We start from the raw sequence: 26721 nt of genomic DNA on the forward strand, positions 1-26721 counted from the left end.
TAACCTTTCCTCTTATGAACACCCTCCGCTTTAAAATTTATCTCACTTTTCTCCTGATATGTGTATCAGGTTTTTCCCTTTTCGGGCAAATGGAAATTCGCACGGGTCTGGAACTGACGCCTGACCATTTTCCGCAGGAAGGGGTTCCCAAAGGCGAGCTAAAAGGCCCTTTTGATTTTCGCAGCAAAATCATCGAAGGTACGGTTCGCCAGTACTGGCTGTTTATTCCGGCTCAATATGAAGCCTCAAAACCCGCCAGTGTGCTGGTTTTTCAGGACGGCTACCGCGCTACCAACCCTGAAGGCTCTATTCGCGCGCCGCAGGTGATGGAAAACCTGATCGCCAAAGGCGAAATGCCCGTTACGATCGGCATTTTTATCAGTCCGGGCAACCTCTCCGATGAATATCCCACCGACCTCGGTTCACGCAACCCCAATAACCGGGCGGCAGAATACGATGCGATGAATGATCGTTATGCGCGGTTTATTGTGGAGGAGATGTTGCCTGAGGTTGCTAAACAATACAATCTGACGAGCGACCCGGAGCAAAGAGCCATCGGCGGTACAAGCAGTGGGGCGATTGCGGCTTTTACGGTTGCGTGGTATTATCCGGATGTATTTCACAAAGTGTACAGCGGTATCGGCAGTTACGTTTCGATTGGTTTCCGGCCTGATGAAACACCCATCAAACTCGGCGGACAGGATTATCCGGCGCTCATACGTCGGGAGGCCATTCGCCCGATGCGCATTTTTGTTCAGGACGGGGTGAATGATTTAAGCAATAAATGGGGCAATTGGTTTTTGGCCAATCAGCAAATGATCTCCGCGATGAAATACGCCAATGACGATGCAGACAAAAACAATGTCCCCGGTCCGCGTTACCAGTTTACGTCGGTCTGGACCGACGGCGAACACAGCGACAAACATCCCGGAGCGCTATTGCCCGAAGGACTGAAGTGGCTTTGGGGGGAATGATCGCTGGTGGATCAGGGCAGAAAATAATGGAATCAAGGTTCTGATTGAAAATAGCAGACACATCCAGTCTTGCAATCTGAAACTTCAACTTTCAAATTGCAATATTTTTGCTATATTTCCTGTAATTTGAAAGTTATGGCTTCGAAATACAGGAATGATACACCGCGTCTTAACTCATGAGCTTATCAAAGCGCTCCAAAATATGCCCGCAGTAGCGCTGCTCGGGCCGCGACAGGTTGGAAAGACGACGCTCGCCCTTGAGATGGCGGAAGCGCATATCAAAAAACCTGTATCCTATCTGGATCTCGAACTGGATACGGATTTGTCCAAACTGGAAGATGCTGAAGGGTATCTGCGTACTTTTGAAAATAAGTTGCTGATCATCGATGAGGTTCAACTCAAACCTGATCTGTTCCGGATTTTAAGAGGTTTGATTGATATAAGAAAGCGGGCCGGGGAAACGAATGCGCAGTTTTTACTTCTGGGTTCTGCTTCAAGAGATTTGCTTCAGCAGTCATCGGAAACATTGGCCGGACGTATCCGGTATCTTGAACTTAAACCATTCTCGGTTTTGGAAATAGAGGCGCTTGACACCCTGGCGTTTTCTCCTGAAAAGCTCTGGTTTCGCGGAGGATTTCCGCAAAGTTATCTTGCCCCCGACGATGAAGAGAGCTGGAAGTGGCGCTCTGATTTTATTGCTTCCTATTTAGAGCGAGATATTCCGCAACTGGGATTAAATGTTTCCGCAACGCGAATGCGCCGTTTTTGGACCATGCTCTCTCATTTGCATGGTCAACAAATCAATATGTCGTCTTTAGGCAAAAGCCTGGAGGTTACACACACGACCATCCGTACCTACCTCGATGTACTCACGGATTTGTATATGGTGCGACAGCTTCAACCCTGGGCCGGTAACACAAAAAAACGCCTGGTCAAATCCCCCAAGATCTATATCAGGGATAGTGGTTTATTACACAGACTCCTCTCGATTTCTGTTTACGATGATCTTTTGGGACATCCTGTCCTTGGACATTCCTGGGAAGGTTTTGTGATTGAAAATATTCTGGGCAATCTTCCTGATACATGGCAAGCCAGTTATTACCGAACGGCAGATCAAACAGAGATTGACTTGATCCTTGAGAAAGGAACAAAAGATACCTGGGCCGTAGAAATTAAACGCGCTATTGCGCCAAAAGCACAGGCTGGGTTTCACCGGGCGTGTGAGGATGTAAAAACCACCCGGAAATTTGTATTGTATTCGGGGAAAGACCGATTCCCACTGCCTTATGATACAGAAGCAATCGGACTTGTCGAGTTTTTAAAGTTGTTGACAACCCATTAAAAATATCCCAAAGGTTCTTCGATTCTACCCCAACTCATTCTTGCCCCTGGCATTCATAAACGGTTGGTCGTAAAATCGCTTGCCTGTCGCTTTGTACAGGGCGTTGGCGAGGGCTCCTACGATTGGGGGGAACGGTGGTTCGCCCAAACCGGTCGGATCTATTTCGTTTTCCACAAAATGTACTTCAATGGATTTCGGTGCTTCGCGGTGGCGGATGAGGCGGTATTTGTCAAAATTGCTCTGCTCCGGTGCGCCGTCCTTAAATGTGAGGCCGCTGTATAATGCGTGGCCGATTCCGTCCACGATGCCGCCTTCTGCAAGGTTGGTTGCGCCAATGGTGTTTACTACAATCCCGCAGTCAATGGCACAATGAACTTTTTCTACCACGGGTTTTCCATCTTCCATCACCAGATCGAGTATCTGCGCCACATAGGAATTGTGACAGAAATAGGCGGAAACGCCTCTGTGTACGTCGGGCTGGTCATTTTTTCCCCAACCTGATTTTTCCCTCACCAGTTCCAGTACTCCTGCATAACGGGCCGCATCATAGTCGTTGTTGGTGCCGACCGGATTGGTTTTGGCGCGTTCCAAAAGCTCCAGGCGGAATGCAATCGGATCTTTCCCCATGGCTTCTGCTACTTCGTCGAGAAAGGCTTGTTCTGCGCCGGCAATAAAATTTGACCTCGGCGCGCGGAAAGCGCCGATGCTGATATTGGAATCCAGCGCCCATTCCTCTGCGAGGTAATTGTCCAATGCTCCCGCAGGGAAACGGTTGGCTGCGAGCGGACTTTCGGGTATGCCTCCGGCGCGGACGTGGAAGCCAATCAGGTTATTGTCAGCGTCCAGCGCTGCGCGATATGTGGCGTGGTAGGCAGGGCGGTAATTACCGTTGGTCATGTCGTCTTCACGGGAATAGATCAACTTGACGGGCGCGTTCATTTTTTGTGAAATGACGGCAGCCTCTACCAGAAAATGTCCGTAAAGTCTCCTTCCAAATCCTCCACCCATGCGGGTCATCTGTATATCTATATTTTCGAGCGGAATACCCAGACGGGCAGACACGCTTTTTTCCATGTATTCGGGTGTTTGTACCGGTCCCACCAGTTCGGCTTTATCTCCTGTTACATGGGCAAAAAAGTTCATCGGCTCCATGGTATTGTGAGCGAGAAATGGGGCTGTGTAAGACCGTTCGATCACCTTCGCCGCATTTTTGAAGGCCGTTTCCGGATCGCCGTCTTTACGGGATACTTTTGCCAGTTTTGCGCCCAGTTCGGCCATATTGGTCGTATGCGCACTGGTGTTTTCCAATCCGGCAGGCATTTTTCTTGAACTTTTTGCACCGGTAATAAAGTGGGCGAAAGTATCTGTATAATCCTGTATCGGCTCCCATTCTACTTTTAATGCCTTCTTTGCGTTCATTACCTCCCAGGTAGTGTTGCCTACGATAACTACAAGTTCGGGAAAAGCCGTGGCATCAAACATGTGTTTGTCATACCCTTCATTGAAGGTATTGATCGTGAAAATATCTTTTATCCCTGGCATGGCCCTGGCTTCGGCGTCGTCCACGGATTTCAGCTTTAATCCAAATGCCGGCGGATGTGTCGCCATGGCGATCAGCATTCCTTCGCGGCGATAGTCCAGTCCGTAGAGTGGCTGCCCGGTCACAATTTTGGGGCCATCCACGTTTTTGCGGGAAGTGCCGATGATGGTAAAGTCTTTTACATCTTTCAGTTGCACCTCGGGCGGTACGGGAATATGGGCTGCGGCGGAAGCCATTTCGCCATAACCGGCTGACTTTCCGCTGGTTGTATGATACAGAATACCCGCGGCTGTGGTGATTTCGGCGACAGGTACCTGCCATGCCTGGGCAGCTGCTTCGCGCAGCATATGCCGGGCCGTAGCGCCTGCCATACGCAGCCCCGGCCATCCCTGCCGGATAGACTGACTTCCTCCTGCCAACTGGCGTGTAAATATATCTGTATTGAGCGGCCCCTGCTCTACAATGACTGTTTTCCAGTCCACGTCCAGCTCTTCCGCTACAATCATGGGCATGGAAGTTTTTACATTCTGGCCTATTTCCGGGTTGGGGGAAATGATGGTAACCAACCCGTTTTCCCCAATTTTCAGATAACCATTTAATTCAAACCACTCCTTGGGCATGGTTAGCACATCTGCTGGTTTTGTTACGCAGGAGGCCAGCCAGCTAAAACTGAGCATCATACCACCCCCGGCGAGCGCCGTGGTTTTCAAAAAAGAACGTCTGCTATAGGATGTTTTTACAATCGTCATTGTCTGCGTTTATGAGGGGTTAATAGCCGAAGGGTACAGAAACATTTGGAAAGGAAGCGTACTAAGCGTTGGCAGCGGCTTTGATTGCTGCTTTGATACGGGTATAAGTACCGCATCGGCAGATATTGCCGTTCATGGCAGCTTCAATTTCCGCATCGGTGGGGTTAGGATTGGCTTTCAGCAAGGCCGCAGCGTTCATGATTTGCCCGGCCTGACAGTAGCCACATTGGGCCACGTCCAGTTCCAGCCATGCTTTTTGCACGGGATGGTCGCCATTTTCAGAGAGACCCTCGATGGTAGTGATGGACTTGTTGCCAACTGCCGAAACAGGCAACTGACAGGAGCGCAAAGCTACCCCGTCAAGGTGAATGGTACATGCGCCGCACATAGCGATTCCACAGCCATATTTAGTTCCCACCAGATTCAGATGGTCTCTGAGTACCCAAAGGATGGGAGTGTCGGGATCGACATCTACCTGATGTTTTTGTCCGTTGATCGAAAGATTAAAAGTAGCCACGATGGTAATATTTACAGTAAAGTAAGGATTTTTTTCTAAAAGACGATGGCGTAAAGCAAACATTATCCTGCAAAATTCAAGCAGGACGGATGAAAATCAGGTTCATATTTTCATTTATGACGTTCCCTTTCAACTCTCAGCCCATATTTTCTGTCTTTCCGGTATATTGCGATCAATAAAGCAGATACCCTGATGAAGGCAATTGTTTATTACGAATACGGTACTCCCGACAGGCTGGAATTAAGAGAGGTGGAAAAGCCTGTGCCCAAAGACGATGAGGTATTGATAAAAGTTCATGCTTCGTCAGTAAATTCATGGGATTGGGATCTGCTTAGGGGGAAACCCTTCCTAGCCCGGCTGGGCGGGCTGCTAAAACCCCAATACAATATTCTTGGTGCCGATGTGTCTGGAGTGGTTGAATCAGGCGGCAAAAATGTGAAAGAATTGAAGCCGGGTGACGCGGTATTTGGTGATATATCGAGGTGCGGCTGGGGTGGTTTTGGGGAGTATGTATGTGCGCGGGAAGATATGTTGTCGCTGAAACCGGAAAATATGTCATTCGAAGAAGCGGCTGCTATGTCTCAGGCAGCAGTTCTTGCATTACAAGGACTTGTTTGGAAAAGTCCTATTCAGTCAGGACAAAAGGTATTGATCAATGGAGCGGGTGGGGGAGTGGGTACTTTCGCCATACAATTGGCCAAATCGTATGGCGCAGAAGTTACGGGTGTGGACAGTGCCGGAAAACAGGATATCATGCTGTCGCTGGGTGCTGACTATGTGATTGATTATGAAAAAGAAGACTTTACTCAAAATGGTCAGCAGTATGACCGGGTGCTTGATGTTATGGCTTTTCATCCGATTTCCGATTACCGGCGTTCACTGAAACCTGAAGGCATTTATGTAATGGTTGGCGGTGCTACAAATAGAATCTTCCAGCTTTTGATTCAGGCGCCATGGATATCGATTACCAGCAATAAAAAAATGGGCATTTTGCTCCATAAACCTAACAACTTAGATCTCGATATTTTGAAGGCTTTTTTTACAAATGGAAAGGTAAAATCGGTAATAGACAGCTATTACTCGCTGGATGAGGTTCCAGAGGCGCTTCGCTATTTCGGAGAAGGGAATGTAAAGGGAAAAATTGTGATCAGGGTGGGTTAAAACTTCCGCTCCATTTTTGTGAAGGTGCTCTCCTCCCCGTTGTGGTAAAACATAAATACGCAGAGGTACTGCATATCGGCATCTGTAAATGCTTCTACTTCGGGGTTATACTGGCTAAAGCTGTTGCGCGAACTGGTGGCCATACTTTCGTTGGATTCCAATAGAGGATCGTGTTTCCAGTCGGCAGTAACCTCGTTGTAATACTCCATCAAGGTTTTTCTGAATTTGGGGTTTCTGCCTGTATGAGTAGTTTTGATAATGCTTACGATGCCATCACGCATGGTAAACTCCACCTGCATCTCGTAGAAAGGGTTGGACTTGTTGGCATATACATAAAAACCTGGTCTCTGGCTGACCAACTCAAACCCGTCACTGATCTCTCTGGGGTTGGCATGACGTTGCAAGTCTGCTTCTGTCATTCCCAGTTGAACTTCTGAAACCTGGGCGGTGAGTACACTTGTGAGGCAGAACATCAGGATCAATCCTACGACCGTTGTTTTCATATTACAAACAGTAAATATTGGTAAATCCCCAAAAACCTAACAAAGGTACACATTCTTCCAGCTCTACCCCAAACAAATTCGTGGTAAATGTTTCATGGATATACGCCCGGAATTGCCTAACTTTTCGATCAGGAACGAAAACAAACTCAATATGCGATTTCTTCAGAGACAAAAACTGCGGGGATGGATAATAGCGGGGCTGGTTTTTTTCAGCTTTGGATTTGTCACCCAAACGGCAGGAGACTACTTTGAGATTTCCAAAAGCATGGAAATCTTTGCCGAAGTTTACAAAGATGTGAACTCCGAGTATGTAGACGAAACCAACCCCACACAGCTTATGCGTACAGCCATAGAAGCGATGTTGGGCTCATTGGATCCTTATACCAATTATTATTCAGAGAGTCAGATTGATTACTCTAAGCTCATGGGTTCGGGCCAATATAGCGGCATTGGGGCAGATGTGACATTGAGAGACGGGAAAATCATCCTGATGGAACTATACGAAAATGGCCCTGCAGATGAGGCCGGGCTTAAGGTAGGAGATGAAATCATCCGCATAGATGGAGAGCAGGTTTCCAACAAGGGGTTGTCGATGGATGAAATCAATAGCCTTCTCCTCGGTGAAAAAGGTTCTTCTGTCGCGTTGACCATTTTCCGTTCCGGAGACAATAGTGCCAGTTCTATTTCTCTTCAACGGGGCGGTACCGAAGTGCAGGGTGAAAATGTACCTTATTCGGGGATGGTAAATGAAGACATCGGCTATATCCTGTTATCGGGTTTTATGCAGGATGCTGGCAGCGAAGTTGCCGAAGCGACCCGCAAACTCAAAAAAAGCAATCCTGACCTGAAGGGCATTATTCTTGACCTTCGCGGAAATCCCGGCGGGCGCCTGGATGAGGCGGTCAATGTGACCAATGTATTTGTCCCGCAAAATGAAAAAATTGTGGAGATGAAGGGCCGTACCCGCGATTCTCAAAATACCTTCGGTACCCGTATGCCTCCCGTTGATACCGACATCCTCCTGACCGTGCTGGTAAATGGCCGGAGTGCCAGTGCCTCTGAGATTGTCGCCGGGGCCATTCAGGATCTCGACAGAGGTGTCATTGTCGGGCAGCGGAGTTTTGGTAAAGGGCTGGTACAAAATGTGCGTCCGCTCAGCTACAATACCCAGATGAAAATTACCATTGCCAAATACTATACCCCAAGCGGCAGGTGTATCCAGGCTATTGACTATACACAACACAGACAGGACGGAACCGCAGATCGCATTGCCGACAGCCTCCGTAAAACATTTAAAACCCGCAATGGTCGCACCGTTTATGATGGGGCAGGGGTGGACCCCGAAGTGTTGGTCGAAAAACCTGCGCTTCAGCCGGTAACCCGGGCACTGGAAGAACAACGAATGATCTTCGACTTTTCTACCTGGTTTAGCCTGAAGTATGATTCTATTGCCCCGCCACAGGTATTCGAAATTACTGACGATATATTTGAAGCATTTGTCGCTTTTGTCTCCGCCAAAGGATTTACGTTCCGTACCGAAACGGAAGCTGACCTGAGGCGACTGAGCGATATCCTTCAAAAAGAGCAGTATAAGACGGATATCGACCCCGAACTGAAAAAATTGTCCGATCAGCTTTCTGCATTGAAAGAATCTGATATTCGTACACACAAAGCTGAAATTTCGCGCCTGCTCAAAAAAGAACTGATCAACCGATACTATTACAAACAAGGTGTGCTGGAAGCTTCGTTTAAGGATGACCCGGATATTCTGGCTGCAGTCGCAGTGCTGAATGATACTATTCGATATGGGAAAATTTTAAATCCTGAAAAATAGCCGGTATATTTAAAATATTCCCCTGTATTTTATGGTTATCTGATAATACAACCCTTAACCTAAGATATATGGCTACATTAGGCATCTCTTCACTTCAGTTGGTAATTTTTAGTGTCATTTTGCTGATTGTGATCCTCGGTGTCATCTTTATCGTCAGCGACAACCGGGCTTATCAGAAACGTATGAAGGAAAGGTCGCTTTCCCGAAAAGTTAAAAAAACTCAAAAGGAATCAGAAGTTGTTTGACGGGCCTGTCTTATCGGGTACTTCTCTTAGCGCCCTCAATAAGGCTTTGATATGCAGGGTTTTTCCTGAAAATAAATACCTCAAGGCGGTACGGGGAACCACCATTGAATAAAAATAGACGAGAAAAAAAGCAAACTGGAACCCGGATGTATTCCGCTTCATAAACAGGATGCGGTTTCGGTTGTAATAATACGTCCAAAGGGTACTTTCTCCGCCTACACTGAGCGAAGCATGATGGAAAACCAGCGCGGTTGGCTCAACCAGCAATTCAAATCCTTTCCTGCGCATCTGCTCACACCAGTCCAGTTCCTCATAATAGAGAAAAAAAACCTCCGGCATGGAACCTGTTTTTTCGACCACGGCTCTTCCGACCATCATCGCAGCTCCGTGAAGATAAGCTGTATGCATGGTAGAATGGTATTGCCCGGTATCTGGTTGACCTTTGCCTATGGCATGGTTGCGCCCCGTCCAGGGATTAATCTGCGTATAACCTGCGTACTGAATGACTCCCGGCGGATTTATGTAATGAATAACCGGACTGACTCCGCCTGCATCGGGGTGGTTTTTTAGTGTATTCAGGAGCTTTTCCAGCAGATCGGGCGTAGTGATCACATCATTGTTGAGAAAACAAAAATAGTCGCCTTTAGCTGCCTGTATCCCCAGATTGTTTCCCCCGGCAAATCCAAGATTTTGGGGACTCAATATAAAAGTTACTTCGGGAAAGTCTGCCTGAAAAGCTGCATCGGGCGGGTTTTGGGAAGCATTATCCACAACAATGATCTCCCGCTCCGGACCGGTAAGTTCCCGGCAGGAATGTAGAAATGCGCGCGTAGCATCGGGTTGATTGTAATTGATGGTGATAATGGAAATCATCCTCAGGGTTTGTTGCCGGGTATTACTTCGTTTTCTGTCTCTCCATGTGGTGTATGGATAAATTGTTTATTGGCTCCTTTTAACTTAAAGAGCAGGGTAAACATGGTGAAAAAAGTGCCGGGCAATGTTATCAATGCCTGAAAAAATCTTCGGTTGTAAAACGATAAAGGTACGGCCAGCGCCAATGCCAGTCCAAGCAATGCAAGCAATCCCCACCAGGTCAATACGGGTAAATTCAGCCATGGATGCAGAGGAATCGAAATCATGGCAACCATGCCAAGCAGGCCGATATTGATCACACGCGGCAGTTGAATATTGCGAAAAACCGCACTGTTGAACAGCGAAAAATCTCCCCGAAACAATGCCTTCATTCCCGTTATAAAGTGTTTTGCCAGATATTGATACTGGCTCGCAATCCAGCGCCTTCGCTGGTTCGCAAATGCTTCCTGGTGTGCTACTTTTTCGTCGTAGACAACGGCATCCCGCACATACCTTACTTTTACGCCCCGAATGCCCAGTCGTACTTCCATATCCCGGTCAAATCCTCCGGTATTGTCCATATCAGCGAGTACCTCCGCCAGCAGCGAATAGTCAAAAGCCATAGCAGAGCCGCTCAGGGATGCCGAAAGGCCAAGTGCGCTACTTCCCTGCCTGTAAATATGGTTGTTGAGCATTTCGCTGAGGCCATCCAGCACCGCAAGTTTTGTGTTGGAATTTTTTGCGGTTCTTCTTCCCTGAATGGCAGAAAATCCGGCATCTCTGGAAGCCGATATTTTTTCCAGAAAATCATTTTCCATGACATTGTCTGCATCCAGAATAACGGCGAGGTCATACGTTTCTGTCAGCGCTGCCATACCTGCCCTGAGTGCCTTGACCTTGGTGGATACTTCAAATGATACCTCGACCAGTCGGATGGGCAACTGGCGCAATTGCAGCATGGTCTCAGGGCGAAGATTGTCGGCAATGACCACCACTTCGTAATGTTCGTGAGAATAACTCTGATGTAATGCCCTGGTCGCTGAAGAAATGATAACAGCATCCTCCTTATAAGCCGGAATCAGTACGGCTATTTTTCGGGCCCGCTCTGAAGTAGTAGGCCGATTTATCCTTGGCGGATGGAGGACACCTGCCAGGGAGAAAACCAGTGTGTAAAATACCACATACAGAAAATACAGGAGTAAAATCAGCTCAATTACAATCATTGATTTACCGAAATCATTGATTCAGGTTGCGCATTTCTACTTTATTGAGTACCGAACCCATCAATTTCCCTTCATGCTCAAGGGTTTTCAAATAATCGATAGAAGCGCGGTCGGCAGCGTCAATAGACGTGGTTGCCGAGAATACCGGCAATACTTTGGCAGCAAATCTGCTAAGTTCCTGAGAGTCTGCATACTTATTGAGTGGCGCACCTTCCATCAGGATATGGTCATATTTTTCGGAGAGTTCGATCAGCAGATTTTCAAAATCCTCGGGGTCGAGGACTTCTGCGGGCGAAAAATTACCACCTTCACAGCCAATAACATCCACACCTTTAAATACAGACGAGGAAATCAATGCTTTGCGTGGCATATCTTTTTTGATATATTTTTCCAGTGAAGGAGACGCACCGGTAATCTGTGTCAGCGAATTGTCTTTAAAATTGGTGTCAATAATCAGGACTTTTTTTCCGCTGAGACTGAGAGAGTAAGCAAGCGAAATCAGCAGGGAGGTTTTCCCGGAATCGCTTTTTGTACTGGTGATCAATAAGGTTTTGGGCCCTTCCTCAATGATTTCGTGGCGCACTTTCCTGAGCAATTGTTTGTAGTTTTCCAGGCTGGGGTTTTTGTGGGTTTCGTTGAAGAGCGAAACGAGGTCCAGATTGGTATTGGTCAGTCGGTTGAGGGGCGCGAGATATTTTAACCCGGTCTGAGCGACAAAGTTGGATGGATAACGGATGCTTGTATCGAGGTACTCCATCAGGAAAATAGCCGAAATACAGAGCGCCCCGGTAATCAGTCCGCTCAATACGACGAGCATCAGCGTGCGGGAAGGTTCTGGTTTATCCGGAGGTTGTACAAACTCCACCTGACTTACAGAGCCAAGCGTTGCATTTTGGGAGGCCATTTTGGCTTCGTTGAGTTTGGACAAGACCGTAAGGTAAGCGTCGCGTGCGAGTTCTACTTCTTTTCCGTAGGAGGAAGGAGAGGCTTCGCTGACCGTAAATGTCCCAGCCTGATTTCCCAGTCGCTTGAGTTCTCTGTCGATAGAAGTAATGCGACCTCTGGCAATTTCAATGCGCAGTTCGCTGTCGATCTTCTGATTGATCAGTCTTTTCCGCTCGGCATCAGGGGTTCCGTATTCTTCAGATACAGACTGAAAAAGTTCTTCGGCTAGTTCTCTTCGTGTGGTAGCCAGCGAGTCGAGAATACCCTGGGCTTTAAAGCCCATACGAACATATTTGTTGTTGAGTCTTCCCAGGCGGTTGCGAAGAATCATCACCTGGTTTCCCCCACGGGTAACTTCTGTTTCGAGATAAGGTTTTTTCTCACTTCCGGCAAAGTAGTTGTCAATTTCTATGAGTTTTCTTTCTGCGGAAAATATCTCCTGGTTGGCTTTTTCCCGCTCTGTTTCCAGCTCGGTTACGAGGCTAAGTATGTCTTGTGCCGAATTGGAGATATCTGCAACGCCTTCGGATTTACGGTAAGCATCCCAGGCCTGCATTTTTTCATCGAGGTCATGTTTTTTCTCGCCGAGCATCTGGGAGAAATAACTCACACTATTGCGTGCCTGAGAAGCTTGTGAGCGGTTATAAAAACGGATAAACTCCTGACAGATCGTATTTACCACAAGCGCAGACAGATAGGGGCTTTCGGATTCATATTCAATACTGATAAAATCAGTTCCCGGAATCCGCTTTACGATAAGATCTTCCTTGAGAGAGGCATCATCATACCTCATCAGGCGAAGGATATCAATATGTTTTCGCTCCAGTTCGTCGGTTGAAAGTAACACCTGCAGGGAGTCGAGCCGGGTTTTGTATCGTTTTTTTGCGACACGTATTTCATCAGCCGAGTACATCGTCCTGACAGCACCGAGATTGCGCATGGGTTCCGTATTGTCGAGGTCGTGAAGCATAAGCTGATAGGAAACGAGGCTTAAGACTTGTGGGGACTGGATAAGTTCTTCCATTCCACGAAACTTAGCTTCGATTTCATATTTTTGCTTTCCCTGCATATCGCTCAGGGAAAATATTTCATCGTTACCCTCAGTGATCCCCGAGGACAAACGCGCATGCGCTTTATACTTTTTGGGAGCATTTCTGGTAATGAGAAAAGTCGTGACCATAGCGAGTGTAGTTACTGCCAGAATCAGCCATTTTCTTCGAAGCAATACTTTTGTAAAGTGCAAAAGGTCCATAGAAATACAAATAAATCACGCTTGCGAAATAATCAAATTATTCTTTGAAAAAAGGGACGGATTCCTTTTCCGAATAACAGGGTATTTTATAAATACTTTATATTCAGTAAAAAAGCCACCCACAAAATCAAAGCCGCCATGCCTGCAAGTACTGCCAGAAATAGCGGTGCTTCATGTAGCGGAAACCGGGATTTACCCCAGGTCACCTGCTTTAGCGAATGAGAAAGGCTTACCGCCGAATCTTTGGTCGCCTTCAATTTACCCAAAACTTCAAGATACGCTTCCCTTGCGGCTTCCATTTCCAACCTGTAAGGGGCAAGAGCTGTTTCTTCTTTGAGGGTAAGTTTCCCGCGAAGATACTGAATTTGTTGCTCCAGAAACTGTTTTCTTGCCAGCGCACTTCCCAATTCTACCATCAATTCACGATCGTCGGTCCGGGTGTTTTGTGCAAAATTGGAGGTCCTGATGATTGTCTGCTGATTTTTATCCTTTTTATTTTTGAGCATAACCGTTTTCAGGCTTTCGATAAGTGCCTCTTCTTCTTTTTTGTTGATCTCCAGTGTACTGATCCTCGTCAGTATTCCTGCAATTTCGGAATGCCGGGCCTGACTCCGGATAAACTCTCGGTGAAATTGAAGCCGGTTAGATTTTTCTTCCAGCTCCGTACGTTTTTGCTCCAATAATCGCTCCAAAAGATCAACAGATTTACTCAATCTTTCTTTTCCGACAATTTCATAATACCGAATATATTCTTCTGCATAGACATTGACCATGTAAGTAGCGAGTTCTGACTCTGGTGAATGTGCCTGAATACTGATTTGGTCTGTATTGGGAATTCGCCTGACCGATAAGTCCCGGTTGATTTTTTCGGGCGTATAATTCATCCTTTCCAGAATATCTGTGATCATACTGTCCAGAGAAGACGGCGAAAGTCCGAGCTGAAGTTTCTCCCTTTTTTCTTTGATTGCTTCGACTGCAAATAGGCGCATTTCTTCGGGATAGGCACCTTCTAACTCTTCATGGGGGAAAAAAGGTGTTTTTTCCATATCATGTATCGCCAGGCGGAATGCCAGCAGACTTTGCATTCGCGGCTGGTTCATGGAGGAGACTAATTCATGAATCCGGTTGTTCAGACTTTCCTCGGTTTCATTTTTATCGAGTGCAACGACCTGTATCCGGGCCTCAGAGGTGAATGACCGGGGAAGGAAAGTGAAAATCGCATAAATCAGCCCCATAATTGCAGTTGGAAAAACAGCAATCACTACACCCGCTTTGACACGGCCCCAAACTCCGCTGTTTATTTTTCTTTTGCCCATAAGAGTAATAATTTTTCTTTGAAAAGCCCGCCAAAATGGAGGCAAATCACAATGCCTAATGTAATCCAGAGGAAGTTTAAAAGATTCGGTATTCTCCTTACGTTGTTGTGGGCTATGTCTTGTTGAAATCGCGAAAAGTTGTTGTATGAAAGGTACGCCATCGTATTGGCGCTGGTGATCATTTCCTGATATTCTCTACTATCATTGCTGGTGTTTCTTCTTGGGATAATGGTCCAATTTGTCTCTCCATAGAAAGGAATAATTTCCTGATGTGCGGCTTCAATATCCTGGTCCAGGTTGTTGACCTCAAGGCTGAGCTCCTGGAGCCTCTGTGCGTGCAGCCGAATGGTGTTTGCCAATGTCTGGTAGCTGTCCGTTGGATATTCTTCCTGTAAATTTTTCAGATAACGGAGTATATGCTGACCTTCGGCGATGATATCACTTGCTTCCTTCATCCGTATCTCCTGCTGTTTCTCCAAATTTTGAATATGTTTAATCGCTGATTGGGTCTGCGCGTTTTCCCTTACCTCAAACATGGTGAGCCGGGGATAATGGGGATGTAGCCAGTACTGGCGGCCGTCAACCTTCATGGCAAATCGCTCTTCATCAAAATCGGGGGTCCAGTTGTCGGCCAAAACATTTAACTGCTGCTGAATGACGCTGATCTCTGTCTGTACGTTGGTTTGTAATAACGCCTGATCCACCTGTACGATTTCCCTGCACAAATCATTGACGACAAAGGCCGATAAAAGATCGTTTTCGCTGGAGAAAGAAATGATTCCGGCGTTTCCGTCCTTTTCCCAGATGATTTTCAGGTTTTGAAAAAGACTTTGTGCATCATATCCCATTTGCAAAAGTAATTTCTGCGGATGGTTCATGAGGAGAATTTGGGGATCCTGCGTGTGAAGATATTGGGCAAACTGATCGCGGTATTGTTGTTTTTGTTCGGCGGAATAGCTTTCTGGTACAATTCGGAATGGCGTTGGTGTGGAAAGGTCATGTACCGCCAGCCGAATACCGGTATTGCGCAGTGCATTGAGCAGCAATGTTTTTTCCATTTCTCTGGCAGGTATCGCATATGCTTGCAGGAAGGTTTCCGGCAAAAACATTTCCTTCCTCAAAACCGAATCGGGCCTGATGGTAATCCTTGTCTGATAGGTGAAAGAGTCCGTCCTCCTTACAATTACCCAACCGCTGAGCAACAATAAAGCTACCAGGAAAAATTTTCCGGTTTTAGAACCTGTCAAGGAATTGATATGTGTAATTCTCCGCATGATAATCAAAAGCTGCCCGCCGGCCCCTTGCTCAGGCTGTTTATGTATGCATCAGTACAGAAAGATCAGGGGCTTTAACCTAATAAATATAATGAGAGAATAACCGCTGACATATAGAATGGCGGCTGGCTGCCCGTCTGGTAGTCTGATCGGGGAAAAATCCATGTTGAGTTGTACTACCGGTTGACTTTAGATTGAATAATCAATTAACTATCTGTTACCTTTGTATATGCTTCATGCTTTCGAAATTCTTTTCTGGAGTTCCCTTGCTGTCATTTTTTATGCCTATATCGGCTATGGGCTGATACTGGGCCTGCTGGTCAAAATAAAGGGATGGCTTAACCTGTCTGATTTTCAGGTATCTGCTGATTTTGTACCGGAAGTTACTGTTGTAATTGCTGCTTATAACGAGGCGGAAATTCTTGAAGAAAAAATTCTCAATACCCTTGCGCTGGATTACCCCGCCGAAAGCATTAAGGTAATTTTTGTGACTGATGGATCTGATGATCACAGTTCGGAAATTCTCCAACGTTATCCTTCTCTTCTCCATCTTCACCAACCGGTTCGGGCAGGTAAAATAGCTGCGGTCAGTCGTGTGATGCCACGGGTGACTACGCCGGTGACGGTATTTACAGATGCAAATACCCTGCTCAACCGGGCTGCTATACGCAATTTGGTCAAACATCTTTTTCACCCTCAAACGGGTGCTGTGGCAGGCGAAAAGCGAATTTTGAGCGAGGATGCCGATAATGCGTCCGGGGCGGGAGAGGGATTGTACTGGCGGTATGAATCGCTGCTTAAAACCTGGGACGCCAGGCTCTATTCGGTCGTTGGCGCTGCGGGAGAACTGTTTGCCATTCGCACAGAGCTGTTTGAAGCACTACCCGAAGATACGTTGATCGAGGATTTTGTGCTGACCGTAAAAATCGCTCTGCGAGGGTATCGTGTGGCGTATGCGCCTGATGCGTTTGCGCTCGAAGGGCCTTCGGCCTCTGCTTCGGAGGAACTGAAGCGAAAAATCCGGATTGCCGCAGGCGGCCTTCAGGCTGTCGGGCGACTTCGCGCTTTGCTCAATCCTTTAAGATATGGTGTGCTTTCCTTTCAGTATATTTCTCATCGGGTGCTTCGCTGGACCCTTGCCCCCCTGGGGTTGCCGATTGTGGCGTTGAGCAATCTGATCCTCGCATGGCAGGGGGAATGGACGTATCAACTGATTTTGGCGGGCCAAATACTCTTTTACCTGGCAGCATGGGCAGGGTATATGCTGGAACACCGGCATATACGGCTGAAACCGCTATTTATTCCCTACTATTTCTGCCTGATGAATTATGCTGTATTTGCCGGTTTTTTTCGACTGATTCGGGGGCAACAATCCGTAATATGGGAGAAAGCCTCTCGCCGGGGAACAGGGAAAACTTCCTGAAACAGATTATTTTTTTGCCTTGAGGACCTGTGAAAAAAGAAACGCATCGCGGATTTCTTCTTTATAGGTCTGGTCGAGTTCTATATCCTGGAAGAATGATCCTCCTGCAATAAAACGTACCGTTACTGCCTTCTCAGGGTTTTGGGCAATCGCCTCGATGATACCCTGATCCCCTCCGACGGGGAAGCGAATCTTTTCAACCAGCACACCTTTTTTCTGATAACGTACACTGCGTTTGTCAAGGGTGGGAATCCGGCTGCTGATTAACGGCTGTTGATCTGCAATATGGATTTCAACGCGTGTGTGATAAAGTCCTTTTTCCGAGCTGAATGTGGAGGAAAGGAATAATTCTCCTTTTTCGTCCAGATCTGCTTTGATACAGGGCGTAGTAGCCTCTTCATCCATCTCATGGAAAATATAAGTATAACTTCCTTCCCCCCGAAGCCCGTCTTCCTGTAACCTGAAACGATCGTACAGGCCGGCGACGAGTGATTCATTTTTCAGTATTTCGCCCACAAAATCCTCTTTTTTCACAATGGAATTTAAGGTCACGCTAATATCGTCCTGCTTCATAGGAATCACGACGGTTCTTTCCCGCTGGGCAACCGAAATACAATCCATTTCATACAATTTGAAATCGGAGTCTTTATCGATGACAAGATAGAGTACTTCTGTCGCTTTCTGATAAGCGAGGAGCACTTCATTGCGGTTTGCAATCACATCTTTTACCGTAAAGTCTATATTATCTACCGATGGGTCGAAACTGTGATTAAGGCCTCCGGGACGGGTCCGATAGTTCAGATTGGGACTATGAGCAACCCGGAAATTTTTGCCAAGCAGGGCAGCCGCAGCCAGATTTTGTTTTTCTGAAAGTTTATCCAATACTCGCTGCGTATCAAATACATCTTCCGTACGGGGAAATCCCGGATAAAAAACCAATTCTTTTCCACCAATAGTTACAACAATATAGTTGGGCGCTTTTTGGGTGATGGTGAATAGTCTGTTGCTGAGAGGTAACACGTTTACAGGCTCAAGCCCCATGGGAATCTGCATAAAAGGATCTTCCCAGACAGGCGTATAGTCTCCTTCAAAATTGCTGTTAGGCTGGAAAAAATGTACGGAGGAGGGGGTGCGGTCAGGAGTATAAATATTTCCGTCGGTTGCTACCTTTTCAATCATACCTTCTGCTACTTCCGGTTCCTTGAGCTCTTTGCGGGATGCTGGTCTTACATATATCCAATGTTTCATTCCGGAGGGAGAACGGTCAAAATATCCTTCTTCCACTGCCTGAAGATAAGTGCGGGAAAGATAGATTTCTGCCCCAACCTGAATTTCATCAGTCGATGGTTGTGTGGTTTCCTGAAGTAAGGAATAGTCCCGCTCGCATTCAGAAAACTCCTGCGCTTCCGTGGTTGCAGCTGTAAAAAATAAGAGCAGACTCAGAAAAATGGTAGTTTTTGTGTTCATATACGCCTCCTTTCAACGAGTCGAATTGTATTGTTCAATAGTTGTTTAACTTATCCAGAGCAATTAGCTTGCCAGTTTTTTTTCAATCAAACGTCTGATTTCCAGCGTTACAACATCAACAGGCGCAGAACCCGTAAATAATAAAGCATTATGATATTCCGGTAGGTAAAATTTATTTCCAAGAATCTTTTCAGCGTACATCCTTATATGTATCAATTGTGAAAAACCCTCCCACGCACTGCAAACTAATCCCGGATGAGAGAGTATGACCTGGATCATTTCGTCTGCTTCTTCGTCAGAATAACCGGCCTTTTCCATCAGGTATTTTTTCCCCTGGGCAGTTGTCCATTTTTCATGGTGAATACCCGTATCGGCAACGAGGTTTGCCGCTGCCCGCAACTGGGCTTCAAGATACGCGATGCGGCCCGTCGAATCCCCTGAATACTGATTCAGGTCGTGGTCCATAATGTAATCTGCATACAACGCCCATCCTTCTGCAAAAGCGGGGTATTGCTGATACTTCTGAAATTCCGGTATATCATTTTGCCGTGTGAGCAGGCTTTGCCGAAATTGATCCCCTGGGACAAGGTAACGGTAAATTTCCGAGCGATTACGATACAGTTTGTGTTTTTCGCGCATTTGAGGGTGAATCCACAACCGGTCAGGCAAGGTGGAATCTGCTGATGGGAAATACTGAAGGGAAACGGGCAGGGTATTGTCATGTTCTCCCGCAGGGATAAATGAAACTGATGCCAGAGATTCGGTATTTTCAAATATACCGCCTATCATGGGGCGGGTTTCCCTGTACAATTTCTGGTATGCGGTGAGGCAGGGGTTGTACCGAATCTGCCCGGTGACGCAGGAAGTAGGTTGTGCAGATGACCAGGCAAGCAACTGTTTGCCCGGATATTTTTCTTCTGAATGGGGAAGGGTGAGTGCCCGTGCCAGCAGTAAAGCCAATGAATCGGCGCTTTTCTGCCCTTTTTCATGCAGGTCAGCGGGTTTTTGTCCGTAAATACCCGCCTCTTCGAGCATAAGTGCATAAAATTTTTCCCCATTTTCCCATTGCCATACCCCAGTTTCTGGCTCTTCTCTGGCAGGCAGCTGCGCCAAAAACTCATCCAACCGGGTATATGCCGGGTAAATTTCCTGTTCCACTACATGTGAAGACTGTTCCAGCAGGTTTGCCGATTCGTATTCGTTGATTTCCGTAGGCTCAATTTTGATCAGCTTTCGTGCATACCCTATATAAAATGGATTTTGATCTGGTGGAATGGCCAGAAACCGGGCGATTTGTGCGCGCATCGCTGCAATGAGCGAAGGCGGAAGGTGGATGCCTTTTGCTTCCCTTTCTCTGGTAACTTTGATCGTTTCCTCAATACTTTCATCTACATTTCGGAGCCGGATCAGATAATGATTTGCCTCATCCTGTGTTGTCATCTCATGGTGAAGGGCAAACAATCCCGGTAAACTGACCTGCGGTCCGTCCACAGGATTGAGGAAGAATACATAATCGGCGAAGGCTGCTTTTTGTTTTGCAGCCTGTAAGGAACGCCTGATAAGGGTATGGGTAATTCGCTGCCGGTCTGTAAAATCGACGGTATCGATTTGTGCCATCTCCTGAAGAAATCCATCGGCGAGGCTGGCATTTTTTTTCAGCAGGCTTTCCCGGCTGGTGAGTTTCCGGTCATAATTGCCTGCCTGGTCGCGCAGCGAAGGGCGAACCTGGCTTAAGAACTCAGGATCATTTTCGATCATGGAGACCGCTACCCGCTCAGCCCACTGGTCGATATTGTGCCCTCTGTCCCAGGCAAAGCGGGCTACCCAAATGCCACCAGCCAGCAGCAAGGCTAAAAGGATAATGATTGGTAGATGTCGCAGCGTGATTTTCATATTTAGAAAAGTCTATGCCACTTCGGCCTGCAGTTTCTGTAGATTTTTTACTCTGATACGTTTTCGATCAAAGTCCAGCAGATTGTCTTCGCGAAACTGGTTGAGGATGGTGGTAACTGTTTGCCGGGATGTACCTGTGAAGTTTGCGATTTCCTGATGGGTCAGGTAGTTGCGAATAACGACCGAGCCATCGACGATATTTCTTCCACTTTTTCGGGCTTGCTCCAGAATATATTCAGCGATTCGTGTTTTAGCATCTTTAAAAAGCAGCGATTCCAGGCGTTTTTGAGTGTAAATCACCCGTTGCCCCATTAGTTTGTTGAGGAAATCCTGAAATCCGGAGACATCACGCATCAATCCGACCACATCTTCCCGTCTGAGGATACATAGTTCCGTATCTTCAACTGCTGCGGCATAATCGTTTCGTTTATTTTCTCCGTAAACCGCCATTTCCCCAAATATCTCTCCGGGGTGAAGAATCGCGCGAATCATTTCATTGCCGTCTTCTGTATATCCGGCAATTTTGACTGCGCCCTTATGGATAAAAAATACCCGATCAGAGTTATCATCACTGAAGTAGATAAACTCTCCCTTTTTATATTGCCTTTTGGGTTGTTTGGCATAATTTTCCTCCGCGCCGTTGATTGGGCAAAAGCATTCCAGGAGGTTTACCTCTTCGAGGTACCATATACTGCCATTTTCCGTATTCATCGGATCAAAAGATTTTATAGGTTAATGAGCCCGATAATCTTTTACGCCTGCTTCTATACGCGTATTGAGGAAATTTTCCGGCGGCGGGATCGGGCATGACCATCCGTCGCTGTAAGCACAATAAGGATTATATAGAAGGTTAAAGTCGATTTCTATGGTATTGTCTTTGGGTACATTGAGGTCGAGATATCTTCCACCTCCGTAAGTCTCTGCACCTGTAGTAAGGTCGGTAACCGGGAGAAACAGATGGTCCTCGTATTGTTTTACACCTGCGAGCTGGAGGTTGCGGTAGGCCAGAAGCTCAAAAGTTTCGCCTTTAAGTTCAAAAGATAACCGGGCGTAGGATACAAATTTTTTATTTCGCTTTGGGTCGCTGGTCGGCATCTCAAATGCCTGCGCTTCAGGAGTAAGTTTTACCTGAGCGACTACCCGGTAGGCAGGGTCAGGTGCAAAATATTCCAGCCCGTGAAATGCTGAAGCTTCTTTCCTGAAAGGAGAAGTTTCAGGGTTTTTAAATTCCCTGTGAACCTGCCTGCGGTGTTTTTCTATTTTACGGATATAGCCTTTGTCAGAGCCCGAGAAAGCAGTCAGGAAAATAAACACCAGTACCAGTAGTGATAAATTAAATATCCTCATGATTTTTATAATCCAAAATAACATCCATACTTGTGACGGCAATCGGGTGATAATTGGGTCTTGCTTCCTGGTAGATGTCGAGGGCCAGTTTTTTCCCTTCTTCTGTTTTAACCATTTCCTTGTAAATAGGTTCAAGAAATTTTCTCCGTCCTACTTTTTTCAGAAAGGCCCGGATTGCCGGATGGGCCTGAGTATATTGATTGTGAATGGATTTTACATACCAGATACACTGAATTTCAGGATTTGTATTTTTACTCAACGAAAATACAGAGTCGAGGGCTGCCATTTGTGATATGTTCAGCGAATCAGGCATGCTTCGAATAAAATGCTGCCATTCATGTGAACTCCATCCTGTGGTTGTGAGTTTTTCCGGAGAAATACCTGCGATCCAGGCTGCAACCTGATCTTCCACCGCTTTAAACCTGACAGATGGCTGATAGGGAATATTATCGGGAATACCGGTTCCATAAACCCAGTCGTGAAGTTCGATTTTCATTTCCATGTCTGGGTATTTGGAGAGAAGATTTTGCTGAAGAATCGTTACAAAATGATCGGTCGTCATGGTTTGGAAGGCATTTTCTGCAAAATAGCTCTTCAGGAAATCATCAAATGCCTCGCGGCCGACATTTTCTTCAATAAGTCTCAGAAAAAAATACCCTTTGTCGTAAGCAATAGAGCCGACCCCGTCATCCGGGTTTCTACCTGTAAGATCAATGGCCAGCCGGGTGTCAAGGCTATCATCCGGCCATAAACCTTCTACTTCTTCTTCCAGGTCCTCATAACTGATTTGTGCCAGCATTTCCGAATATTCACGGCCTTTGAGTTTTTCCATGATGCGGTTTTCAAAATAGACCGTAAACCCTTCATTCAGCCAGAAATCATTCCATGTGGCATTGGTCACAAGGTTTCCCGACCAGGAGTGCGCCATCTCATGGGCTACAAGTGCCACCAGGGATCGGTCACCTGTGATGACCGTAGGGGTAGCAAAGGTCATCCGGGGGTTTTCCATTCCACCAAAGGGAAAACTGGGCGGCAAGACAATCAGATCATATCTTTCCCATTGGTAAGGGCCGTAGAGTTCTTCAGCGATCGTCATCATTTGTTCCATTTCGGCAAATTCCCAAACGGCCGCGTCAATTACTCCCGGTTCTGCATAAATGCCGGTACGTGCGCCTACGGGTCTGAAAACAAAATCGCCCACAGCCAGTGCCAGTAAATAAGCGGGAATCGGCTGTTTCATTTCGAAGGAATAAACGCCTCCGGGCATAACCTCTACGGGGTTTTTGGCACTCATTACAGCCATCAGCCCGTCGGGTACCTTGACCGTGGCGTTGTAAGTAAAGCGAATGCCCGGGCTATCCTGTACCGGAACCCAGGTACGTGCGTTGATCGCCTGAGATTGTGTCAGGAAAAAGGGCGAACGCTTATCTGCCGTAAGTTCTTTGGGCAAAAACTGTAAGGCTTCAGCACCAGGTTTTGTGGAGTATACCACACTCACATACCGGGTATTTTGCCGGAGCTCCACCATCAGCGCCTGCCCCATAATGGAGTCATTTTCTCCTAATTTATAGGTTGCAATTTTTTCATCTGTACCATCGGGGGAGATCATTACCGAGTGAATATCCAGATCTTTTACATCCAGGTAGAGCTCTTTTGCATTTCTGCGCACTTTTTCAACCGTAAGCAGGGCCGTTCCTTGTAAAATTTCTTTTTCAAAATCTACGACAATGTCCAGATCAAGATGAGTGACCCGCGCTTCATAAGGGCGGGAGTAAGAGTGCGGATCTGCAATTTCGTCTTCTACGGGTGATTCAATGGTGCAACCAGCCAGCCACAACACGACCGGAAGAATTTTCATCCATCCGGCTAAATAGGTTATTTTCATAATATCTGTTCAGGGTCCGGTTCATTTATCCCGCAATTTAAGTTAATTGGTGAAAATCTGAAAATTTGCAGTCTTTTGGGTAAGATTCTATTTTTCCAAACATGTACAGAGTAAAAGTATGGGGACCCGTTATCACTTTCCTCTGGATTGCCGGGGTGTATCTTCTAACGCGAAATCCTCACCCTGGTTTTGGTGATGCCCTTGGATTCCTGTATCATGCAGAAAAGGGCTTTGATTTAGCGACAAATGCTACCAGCCATTTTCTTTATATCAATTTTGCACATATAGTAGTCGTCCTTTTACCCTTCCTTTCAACGATTGTTGTGTTGTCGCTCCTTTCGGTTGTATTTGGGTTGCTTTCGCTGGAAAGACTATATCGGCTCGCCCTTTATATCTGCAAAGATCGGCAGGCTGCACGGTTTACCGTACTGATCATCGCTTTTAGTTTTACCTGGTGGCGGCAGGCTGTTGTGATAGAGGTCTATACTTTTTATTGCTTTTGTGTTTTGCAGGTATGGGTATTGGTTGTAAAAGATGTCATTTCCGGAGAATACCGCCGCTTACCCCATGCGGGTTTCTGGATGGGTTTATCTGTGCTGGCGCATATTCAGACTTTGTTACTGATTCCCTTTTTTCTTTTATATCTCTGGTGGGGAAGATCAAATAAAAAACAGGTTGCCCTTTCTTTGGGTATAAGTGCCGCTTTGGGGAGTGTATTGGTCGTTTTGCCTTTAGTTTTTCATTTAAACCCGGTTGATGCTGTATTTTTTGATAACCATTTTCGGGGAGAAGTTTTGGGCATTCATTTGCGGGATCTCATCATGGGGAGTTTTCGCAGCCTGGGATATCTTTTGTACAATTTCCATATTTTCATTCCTTTTTTAGTTCATGGGCTGATCGTAACCTGGCGGCAGGAACGGAAAATGGTACAGTTGCTGGGGCTTGCGGCACTTCCGGTCTGGTTATTTGCCATGCGGTATAATGTTTCAGACAACTATGTATTTTTCCTGTTGCCATATTTTGCACTTGCTGTATTTGCCGGTATGAGTTTTCGCTTTATGGTTTCCGGAATTCAGACCGGATGGCTGAGGATTTGCGCAATAATTTTACCATTTGTCTTATCGCCATTGATATATTTTTTTGCGTGGAAAACAGCTGAACAAATACCTGCTATGCAGGCGTTTGCCAATTCCAAAGCCTATAAGGGCGGAATCGCCTTTTATCTTTGGCCCGGACAATCGCAGGCACCTGACCCGCTCCGGCTGGCTAAGGAAATTCGGGAGGGGAAAGTAGCTCCTGTGCCAGATTTTGAGCGGTATCCCATGGCTTTAAAGTATCTGGAAATCCAAAACCTATAATCTTTTGCCTGTGAATCCATCACCCATTGGCATATTTGACTCCGGACTTGGCGGTCTTTCTGTATGGAAGGAAGTAAAAATCGCCTGTCCATCCGAGTCGCTGATTTACTACGCCGACAGCGGCAATTGTCCGTATGGCAGTCGTCCCCCGGAGGAGATTATTCATCTCTCCTCCGAAATCACCCAATTCCTCCTCCGCAAACACTGCAAACTGATTGTCGTCGCATGTAATACCGCAACGGCAGCGGCCATCGCACATCTACGGGCAAATTTTTCCGTACCGTTTGTCGGGATAGAGCCCGCATTAAAGCCGGCAGCGCAGCTGACGAAGACGGGCCATATCGGCGTGCTCGCTACCCGCGGCACCTTTGCCGGGGCACATTACCAGCGCACAAAAGAAAAATTTGCGAGCAAGGTGGAAGTCCATATCCAGATAGGAGAAGGCCTGGTCGAACTCGTTGAAAACAACCAGGCCAATACACCGGAAGCAGAAACACTGGTACGCCGATACATCGGCCCCATGCTCGACGCTGGAGTAGATCAGATTGTACTGGGTTGTACGCATTACCCATTTCTCCTGCCTGTCATGGAGAGGGTGGCCGGAGACCGGGCAAATATCATCAATCCCGCCCCGGCTGTGGCGCGGCAGGTCGTAAGCCAGTTGGAACAGTTGGGATTGGCTGCACCGGAAGAAAATCAGCCGGAATATTCGTTTTTCAGTAGCGGTGACAGTGCGCGTATATTCGAGATGATTGGATAAGGTTTTTATTTTGGCCCTAATTTTGCTTTATTACGAATATCCAAATCAAAACTCTAAGCGTATGGACTTTTCCTCAACAGAAAGCTGGTTTGATATAACAGTAGCTGTGGTAAGTGTGGCTGCAGTCATTATCGGCCTGGTTACCATCCGCAAAATGCTCAAAGAAGAATCCTTAAGTCTAAAGCAGCCTCTCGTGCAGCCGGAAATTACGCTGCCCGAAAGTCCGGGATATTCGCGGACTAAGTCTGTGATAGAAACGATAGAAGAAAAAAACAAAAAAGAAAATCCTCCCGAAACAACGGCCTCCCGGCTGAAAAAAAGCGAGACCGCTCCCAGTCCTGTTAAAGCCAGCCCCAAAATTATTGCTATTCCGGAACCTCGAAATCGTGAAAAGCAGGGGATTTCCGATATTTTCTTCAACCGGTTCCGGCGCAAAATCAGTACCCAAACGGGGAAAAGCCTCATCATTACGACCGATGAGGTGCTGACAAAACCACCGAAGCACCATGTTCCGCCAAGGCTGAAAGGGGATCAGCTTACGCTGGAATCCCCCAACAAACTGTTGTTCCGCTTAAAAAATGAGGGGCATAAACTCATTTATAAAAAAATCCAGGCAGGGCCCAATAATGAGTTGAATATTACCTACGAACCGCCGCAACGGCGAATCAATATGCTCCTCGAAGAATATGATCAGGGGGAGATTATCTCCTTTTCACTTACCGGTACCAACGTGATTTCTCAAACCTATCATTTCACGATTCATTACGGTGATATGAATGGCAATTATTACACGCAGCAAATCGGTGGACTGGGCCGCGAGTTTCCGATCGTAGATGCACCGGTAAAAGTGTAATCCTTATC

Annotated in this window: 22 protein-coding genes; 9 read left to right on the forward strand and 13 right to left on the reverse strand. The window is 46.6% G+C overall.

Annotated features, from left to right (window positions below):
* The first annotated feature begins 14 nt into the window (after window positions 1–14).
* The gene (locus R3D00_05650; protein ID MEZ4772650.1) at window positions 15–974 is read left to right on the forward strand and encodes an alpha/beta hydrolase-fold protein; all 960 of its coding nucleotides are present in this window, start codon (window positions 15–17) and stop codon (window positions 972–974) included.
* 154 nt (window positions 975–1128) lie between these two features.
* Window positions 1129–2316, forward strand: a complete 1188-nt coding sequence (locus R3D00_05655; protein ID MEZ4772651.1) for an ATP-binding protein — start codon at window positions 1129–1131, stop codon at window positions 2314–2316.
* 24 nt (window positions 2317–2340) lie between these two features.
* Here R3D00_05655 and R3D00_05660 read toward each other — a convergent pair whose 3' ends face one another.
* On the reverse strand, window positions 2341–4605 hold the full coding sequence (locus R3D00_05660) for a molybdopterin cofactor-binding domain-containing protein (protein MEZ4772652.1): 2265 nt from the start codon (window positions 4603–4605) through the stop codon (window positions 2341–2343).
* 61 nt (window positions 4606–4666) lie between these two features.
* Window positions 4667–5122, reverse strand: coding sequence for a (2Fe-2S)-binding protein (locus tag R3D00_05665; protein ID MEZ4772653.1), 456 nt, complete (start codon window positions 5120–5122; stop codon window positions 4667–4669).
* A gap of 192 nt (window positions 5123–5314) precedes the next feature.
* Here R3D00_05665 and R3D00_05670 point away from each other — a divergent pair, with 192 nt between their 5' ends.
* A complete protein-coding gene (locus R3D00_05670; GenBank protein ID MEZ4772654.1) occupies window positions 5315–6283 on the forward strand; it encodes an NAD(P)-dependent alcohol dehydrogenase in 969 nt (322 codons plus the stop codon).
* Here R3D00_05670 and R3D00_05675 read toward each other — a convergent pair.
* Window positions 6280–6786 carry a hypothetical protein gene (locus R3D00_05675; GenBank protein ID MEZ4772655.1) on the reverse strand — a complete coding sequence of 169 codons (507 nt, stop codon included), beginning with the start codon at window positions 6784–6786 and terminating at the stop codon, window positions 6280–6282. The two genes, R3D00_05670 and R3D00_05675, sit on opposite strands and share 4 nt — an antisense overlap.
* A 151-nt stretch (window positions 6787–6937) precedes the next feature.
* On the opposite strand from R3D00_05675, the gene R3D00_05680 reads away from it, so the two are divergent.
* Both R3D00_05680 and R3D00_05685 read left to right on the forward strand, forming a co-directional pair.
* Window positions 6938–8620 carry a S41 family peptidase gene (locus tag R3D00_05680; protein ID MEZ4772656.1) on the forward strand — a complete coding sequence of 561 codons (1683 nt, stop codon included), beginning with the start codon at window positions 6938–6940 and terminating at the stop codon, window positions 8618–8620.
* A gap of 68 nt (window positions 8621–8688) precedes the next feature.
* Window positions 8689–8865, forward strand: coding sequence for a hypothetical protein (locus R3D00_05685; GenBank protein ID MEZ4772657.1), 177 nt, complete (start codon window positions 8689–8691; stop codon window positions 8863–8865).
* Here R3D00_05685 and R3D00_05690 read toward each other — a convergent pair.
* The 5 genes from R3D00_05690 to R3D00_05710 form a co-directional block, all read right to left on the reverse strand.
* Window positions 8851–9738 (reverse strand): glycosyltransferase family 2 protein, encoded by an 888-nt coding sequence (locus R3D00_05690; GenBank protein MEZ4772658.1) that lies wholly within the window; start codon window positions 9736–9738, stop codon window positions 8851–8853. The two genes, R3D00_05685 and R3D00_05690, sit on opposite strands and share 15 nt — an antisense overlap.
* A gap of 2 nt (window positions 9739–9740) precedes the next feature.
* Window positions 9741–10940 carry a glycosyltransferase gene (locus R3D00_05695; protein ID MEZ4772659.1) on the reverse strand — a complete coding sequence of 400 codons (1200 nt, stop codon included), beginning with the start codon at window positions 10938–10940 and terminating at the stop codon, window positions 9741–9743.
* A gap of 13 nt (window positions 10941–10953) precedes the next feature.
* Window positions 10954–13137, reverse strand: coding sequence for a Wzz/FepE/Etk N-terminal domain-containing protein (locus R3D00_05700; protein ID MEZ4772660.1), 2184 nt, complete (start codon window positions 13135–13137; stop codon window positions 10954–10956).
* 86 nt (window positions 13138–13223) lie between these two features.
* Entirely contained in the window at window positions 13224–14453 is a 1230-nt protein-coding gene (locus R3D00_05705; GenBank protein ID MEZ4772661.1) for a hypothetical protein, read from the reverse strand.
* Complete coding sequence (locus R3D00_05710) at window positions 14435–15727, reverse strand: hypothetical protein (GenBank protein ID MEZ4772662.1); 1293 nt, start codon at window positions 15725–15727, stop codon at window positions 14435–14437. Before R3D00_05710 ends, R3D00_05705 begins: the two co-directional genes overlap by 19 nt.
* A gap of 229 nt (window positions 15728–15956) precedes the next feature.
* Between R3D00_05710 and R3D00_05715 the strand changes: the two genes are divergently transcribed.
* Entirely contained in the window at window positions 15957–17150 is a 1194-nt protein-coding gene (locus R3D00_05715) for a glycosyltransferase family 2 protein (GenBank protein ID MEZ4772663.1), read from the forward strand.
* Between the two features lie 6 nt (window positions 17151–17156).
* On the opposite strand, the gene R3D00_05720 is transcribed toward R3D00_05715, so the two are convergent.
* The 5 genes from R3D00_05720 to R3D00_05740 form a co-directional block, all read right to left on the reverse strand.
* Complete coding sequence (locus R3D00_05720) at window positions 17157–18617, reverse strand: hypothetical protein (GenBank protein MEZ4772664.1); 1461 nt, start codon at window positions 18615–18617, stop codon at window positions 17157–17159.
* A gap of 63 nt (window positions 18618–18680) precedes the next feature.
* Complete coding sequence (locus R3D00_05725) at window positions 18681–20510, reverse strand: DUF885 domain-containing protein (GenBank protein ID MEZ4772665.1); 1830 nt, start codon at window positions 20508–20510, stop codon at window positions 18681–18683.
* Between the two features lie 12 nt (window positions 20511–20522).
* Window positions 20523–21221, reverse strand: a complete 699-nt coding sequence (locus R3D00_05730; GenBank protein MEZ4772666.1) for a Crp/Fnr family transcriptional regulator — start codon at window positions 21219–21221, stop codon at window positions 20523–20525.
* Between the two features lie 21 nt (window positions 21222–21242).
* Complete coding sequence (locus R3D00_05735) at window positions 21243–21857, reverse strand: DUF1684 domain-containing protein (GenBank protein ID MEZ4772667.1); 615 nt, start codon at window positions 21855–21857, stop codon at window positions 21243–21245.
* Window positions 21844–23742 (reverse strand): M1 family metallopeptidase, encoded by a 1899-nt coding sequence (locus R3D00_05740; protein ID MEZ4772668.1) that lies wholly within the window; start codon window positions 23740–23742, stop codon window positions 21844–21846. The genes R3D00_05735 and R3D00_05740 overlap by 14 nt, the downstream gene beginning before the upstream one ends.
* 101 nt (window positions 23743–23843) lie before the next feature.
* Here R3D00_05740 and R3D00_05745 point away from each other — a divergent pair, with 101 nt between their 5' ends.
* The 3 genes from R3D00_05745 (at window position 23844) to R3D00_05755 (ending at window position 26713) form a co-directional block, all read left to right on the forward strand.
* On the forward strand, window positions 23844–25100 hold the full coding sequence (locus R3D00_05745) for a DUF2723 domain-containing protein (GenBank protein ID MEZ4772669.1): 1257 nt from the start codon (window positions 23844–23846) through the stop codon (window positions 25098–25100).
* A 10-nt stretch (window positions 25101–25110) separates the two neighbouring features.
* Window positions 25111–25860 (forward strand): glutamate racemase, encoded by a 750-nt coding sequence (gene murI / locus R3D00_05750; protein ID MEZ4772670.1) that lies wholly within the window; start codon window positions 25111–25113, stop codon window positions 25858–25860.
* 61 nt (window positions 25861–25921) lie between these two features.
* Window positions 25922–26713, forward strand: a complete 792-nt coding sequence (locus tag R3D00_05755; GenBank protein MEZ4772671.1) for a hypothetical protein — start codon at window positions 25922–25924, stop codon at window positions 26711–26713.
* The last annotated feature ends 8 nt before the right edge of the window (window positions 26714–26721 follow it).

This window comes from Bacteroidia bacterium (assembly GCA_041391665.1).
GTDB lineage: Bacteria > Bacteroidota > Bacteroidia > J057 > J057 > JAGQVA01.

Coding starts and splice junctions, on each gene's coding strand:
- R3D00_05700 (MEZ4772660.1), bottom strand. CDS start 13,137: ATGGACCTTTTGCACTTTACAAAAGTATTGCTTCGAAGAAAATGGCTG.
- R3D00_05650 (MEZ4772650.1), top strand. CDS start 15: ATGAACACCCTCCGCTTTAAAATTTATCTCACTTTTCTCCTGATATGT.
- R3D00_05720 (MEZ4772664.1), bottom strand. CDS start 18,617: ATGAACACAAAAACTACCATTTTTCTGAGTCTGCTCTTATTTTTTACA.
- R3D00_05695 (MEZ4772659.1), bottom strand. CDS start 10,940: ATGATTGTAATTGAGCTGATTTTACTCCTGTATTTTCTGTATGTGGTA.
- R3D00_05655 (MEZ4772651.1), top strand. CDS start 1,129: ATGATACACCGCGTCTTAACTCATGAGCTTATCAAAGCGCTCCAAAAT.
- R3D00_05745 (MEZ4772669.1), top strand. CDS start 23,844: ATGTACAGAGTAAAAGTATGGGGACCCGTTATCACTTTCCTCTGGATT.
- R3D00_05740 (MEZ4772668.1), bottom strand. CDS start 23,742: ATGAAAATAACCTATTTAGCCGGATGGATGAAAATTCTTCCGGTCGTG.
- R3D00_05710 (MEZ4772662.1), bottom strand. CDS start 15,727: ATGCGGAGAATTACACATATCAATTCCTTGACAGGTTCTAAAACCGGA.
- R3D00_05715 (MEZ4772663.1), top strand. CDS start 15,957: ATGCTTCATGCTTTCGAAATTCTTTTCTGGAGTTCCCTTGCTGTCATT.
- R3D00_05675 (MEZ4772655.1), bottom strand. CDS start 6,786: ATGAAAACAACGGTCGTAGGATTGATCCTGATGTTCTGCCTCACAAGT.
- R3D00_05730 (MEZ4772666.1), bottom strand. CDS start 21,221: ATGAATACGGAAAATGGCAGTATATGGTACCTCGAAGAGGTAAACCTC.
- R3D00_05735 (MEZ4772667.1), bottom strand. CDS start 21,857: ATGAGGATATTTAATTTATCACTACTGGTACTGGTGTTTATTTTCCTG.
- R3D00_05685 (MEZ4772657.1), top strand. CDS start 8,689: ATGGCTACATTAGGCATCTCTTCACTTCAGTTGGTAATTTTTAGTGTC.
- R3D00_05670 (MEZ4772654.1), top strand. CDS start 5,315: ATGAAGGCAATTGTTTATTACGAATACGGTACTCCCGACAGGCTGGAA.
- R3D00_05755 (MEZ4772671.1), top strand. CDS start 25,922: ATGGACTTTTCCTCAACAGAAAGCTGGTTTGATATAACAGTAGCTGTG.
- R3D00_05705 (MEZ4772661.1), bottom strand. CDS start 14,453: ATGGGCAAAAGAAAAATAAACAGCGGAGTTTGGGGCCGTGTCAAAGCG.
- R3D00_05725 (MEZ4772665.1), bottom strand. CDS start 20,510: ATGAAAATCACGCTGCGACATCTACCAATCATTATCCTTTTAGCCTTG.
- R3D00_05660 (MEZ4772652.1), bottom strand. CDS start 4,605: ATGACGATTGTAAAAACATCCTATAGCAGACGTTCTTTTTTGAAAACC.
- R3D00_05690 (MEZ4772658.1), bottom strand. CDS start 9,738: ATGATTTCCATTATCACCATCAATTACAATCAACCCGATGCTACGCGC.
- R3D00_05680 (MEZ4772656.1), top strand. CDS start 6,938: ATGCGATTTCTTCAGAGACAAAAACTGCGGGGATGGATAATAGCGGGG.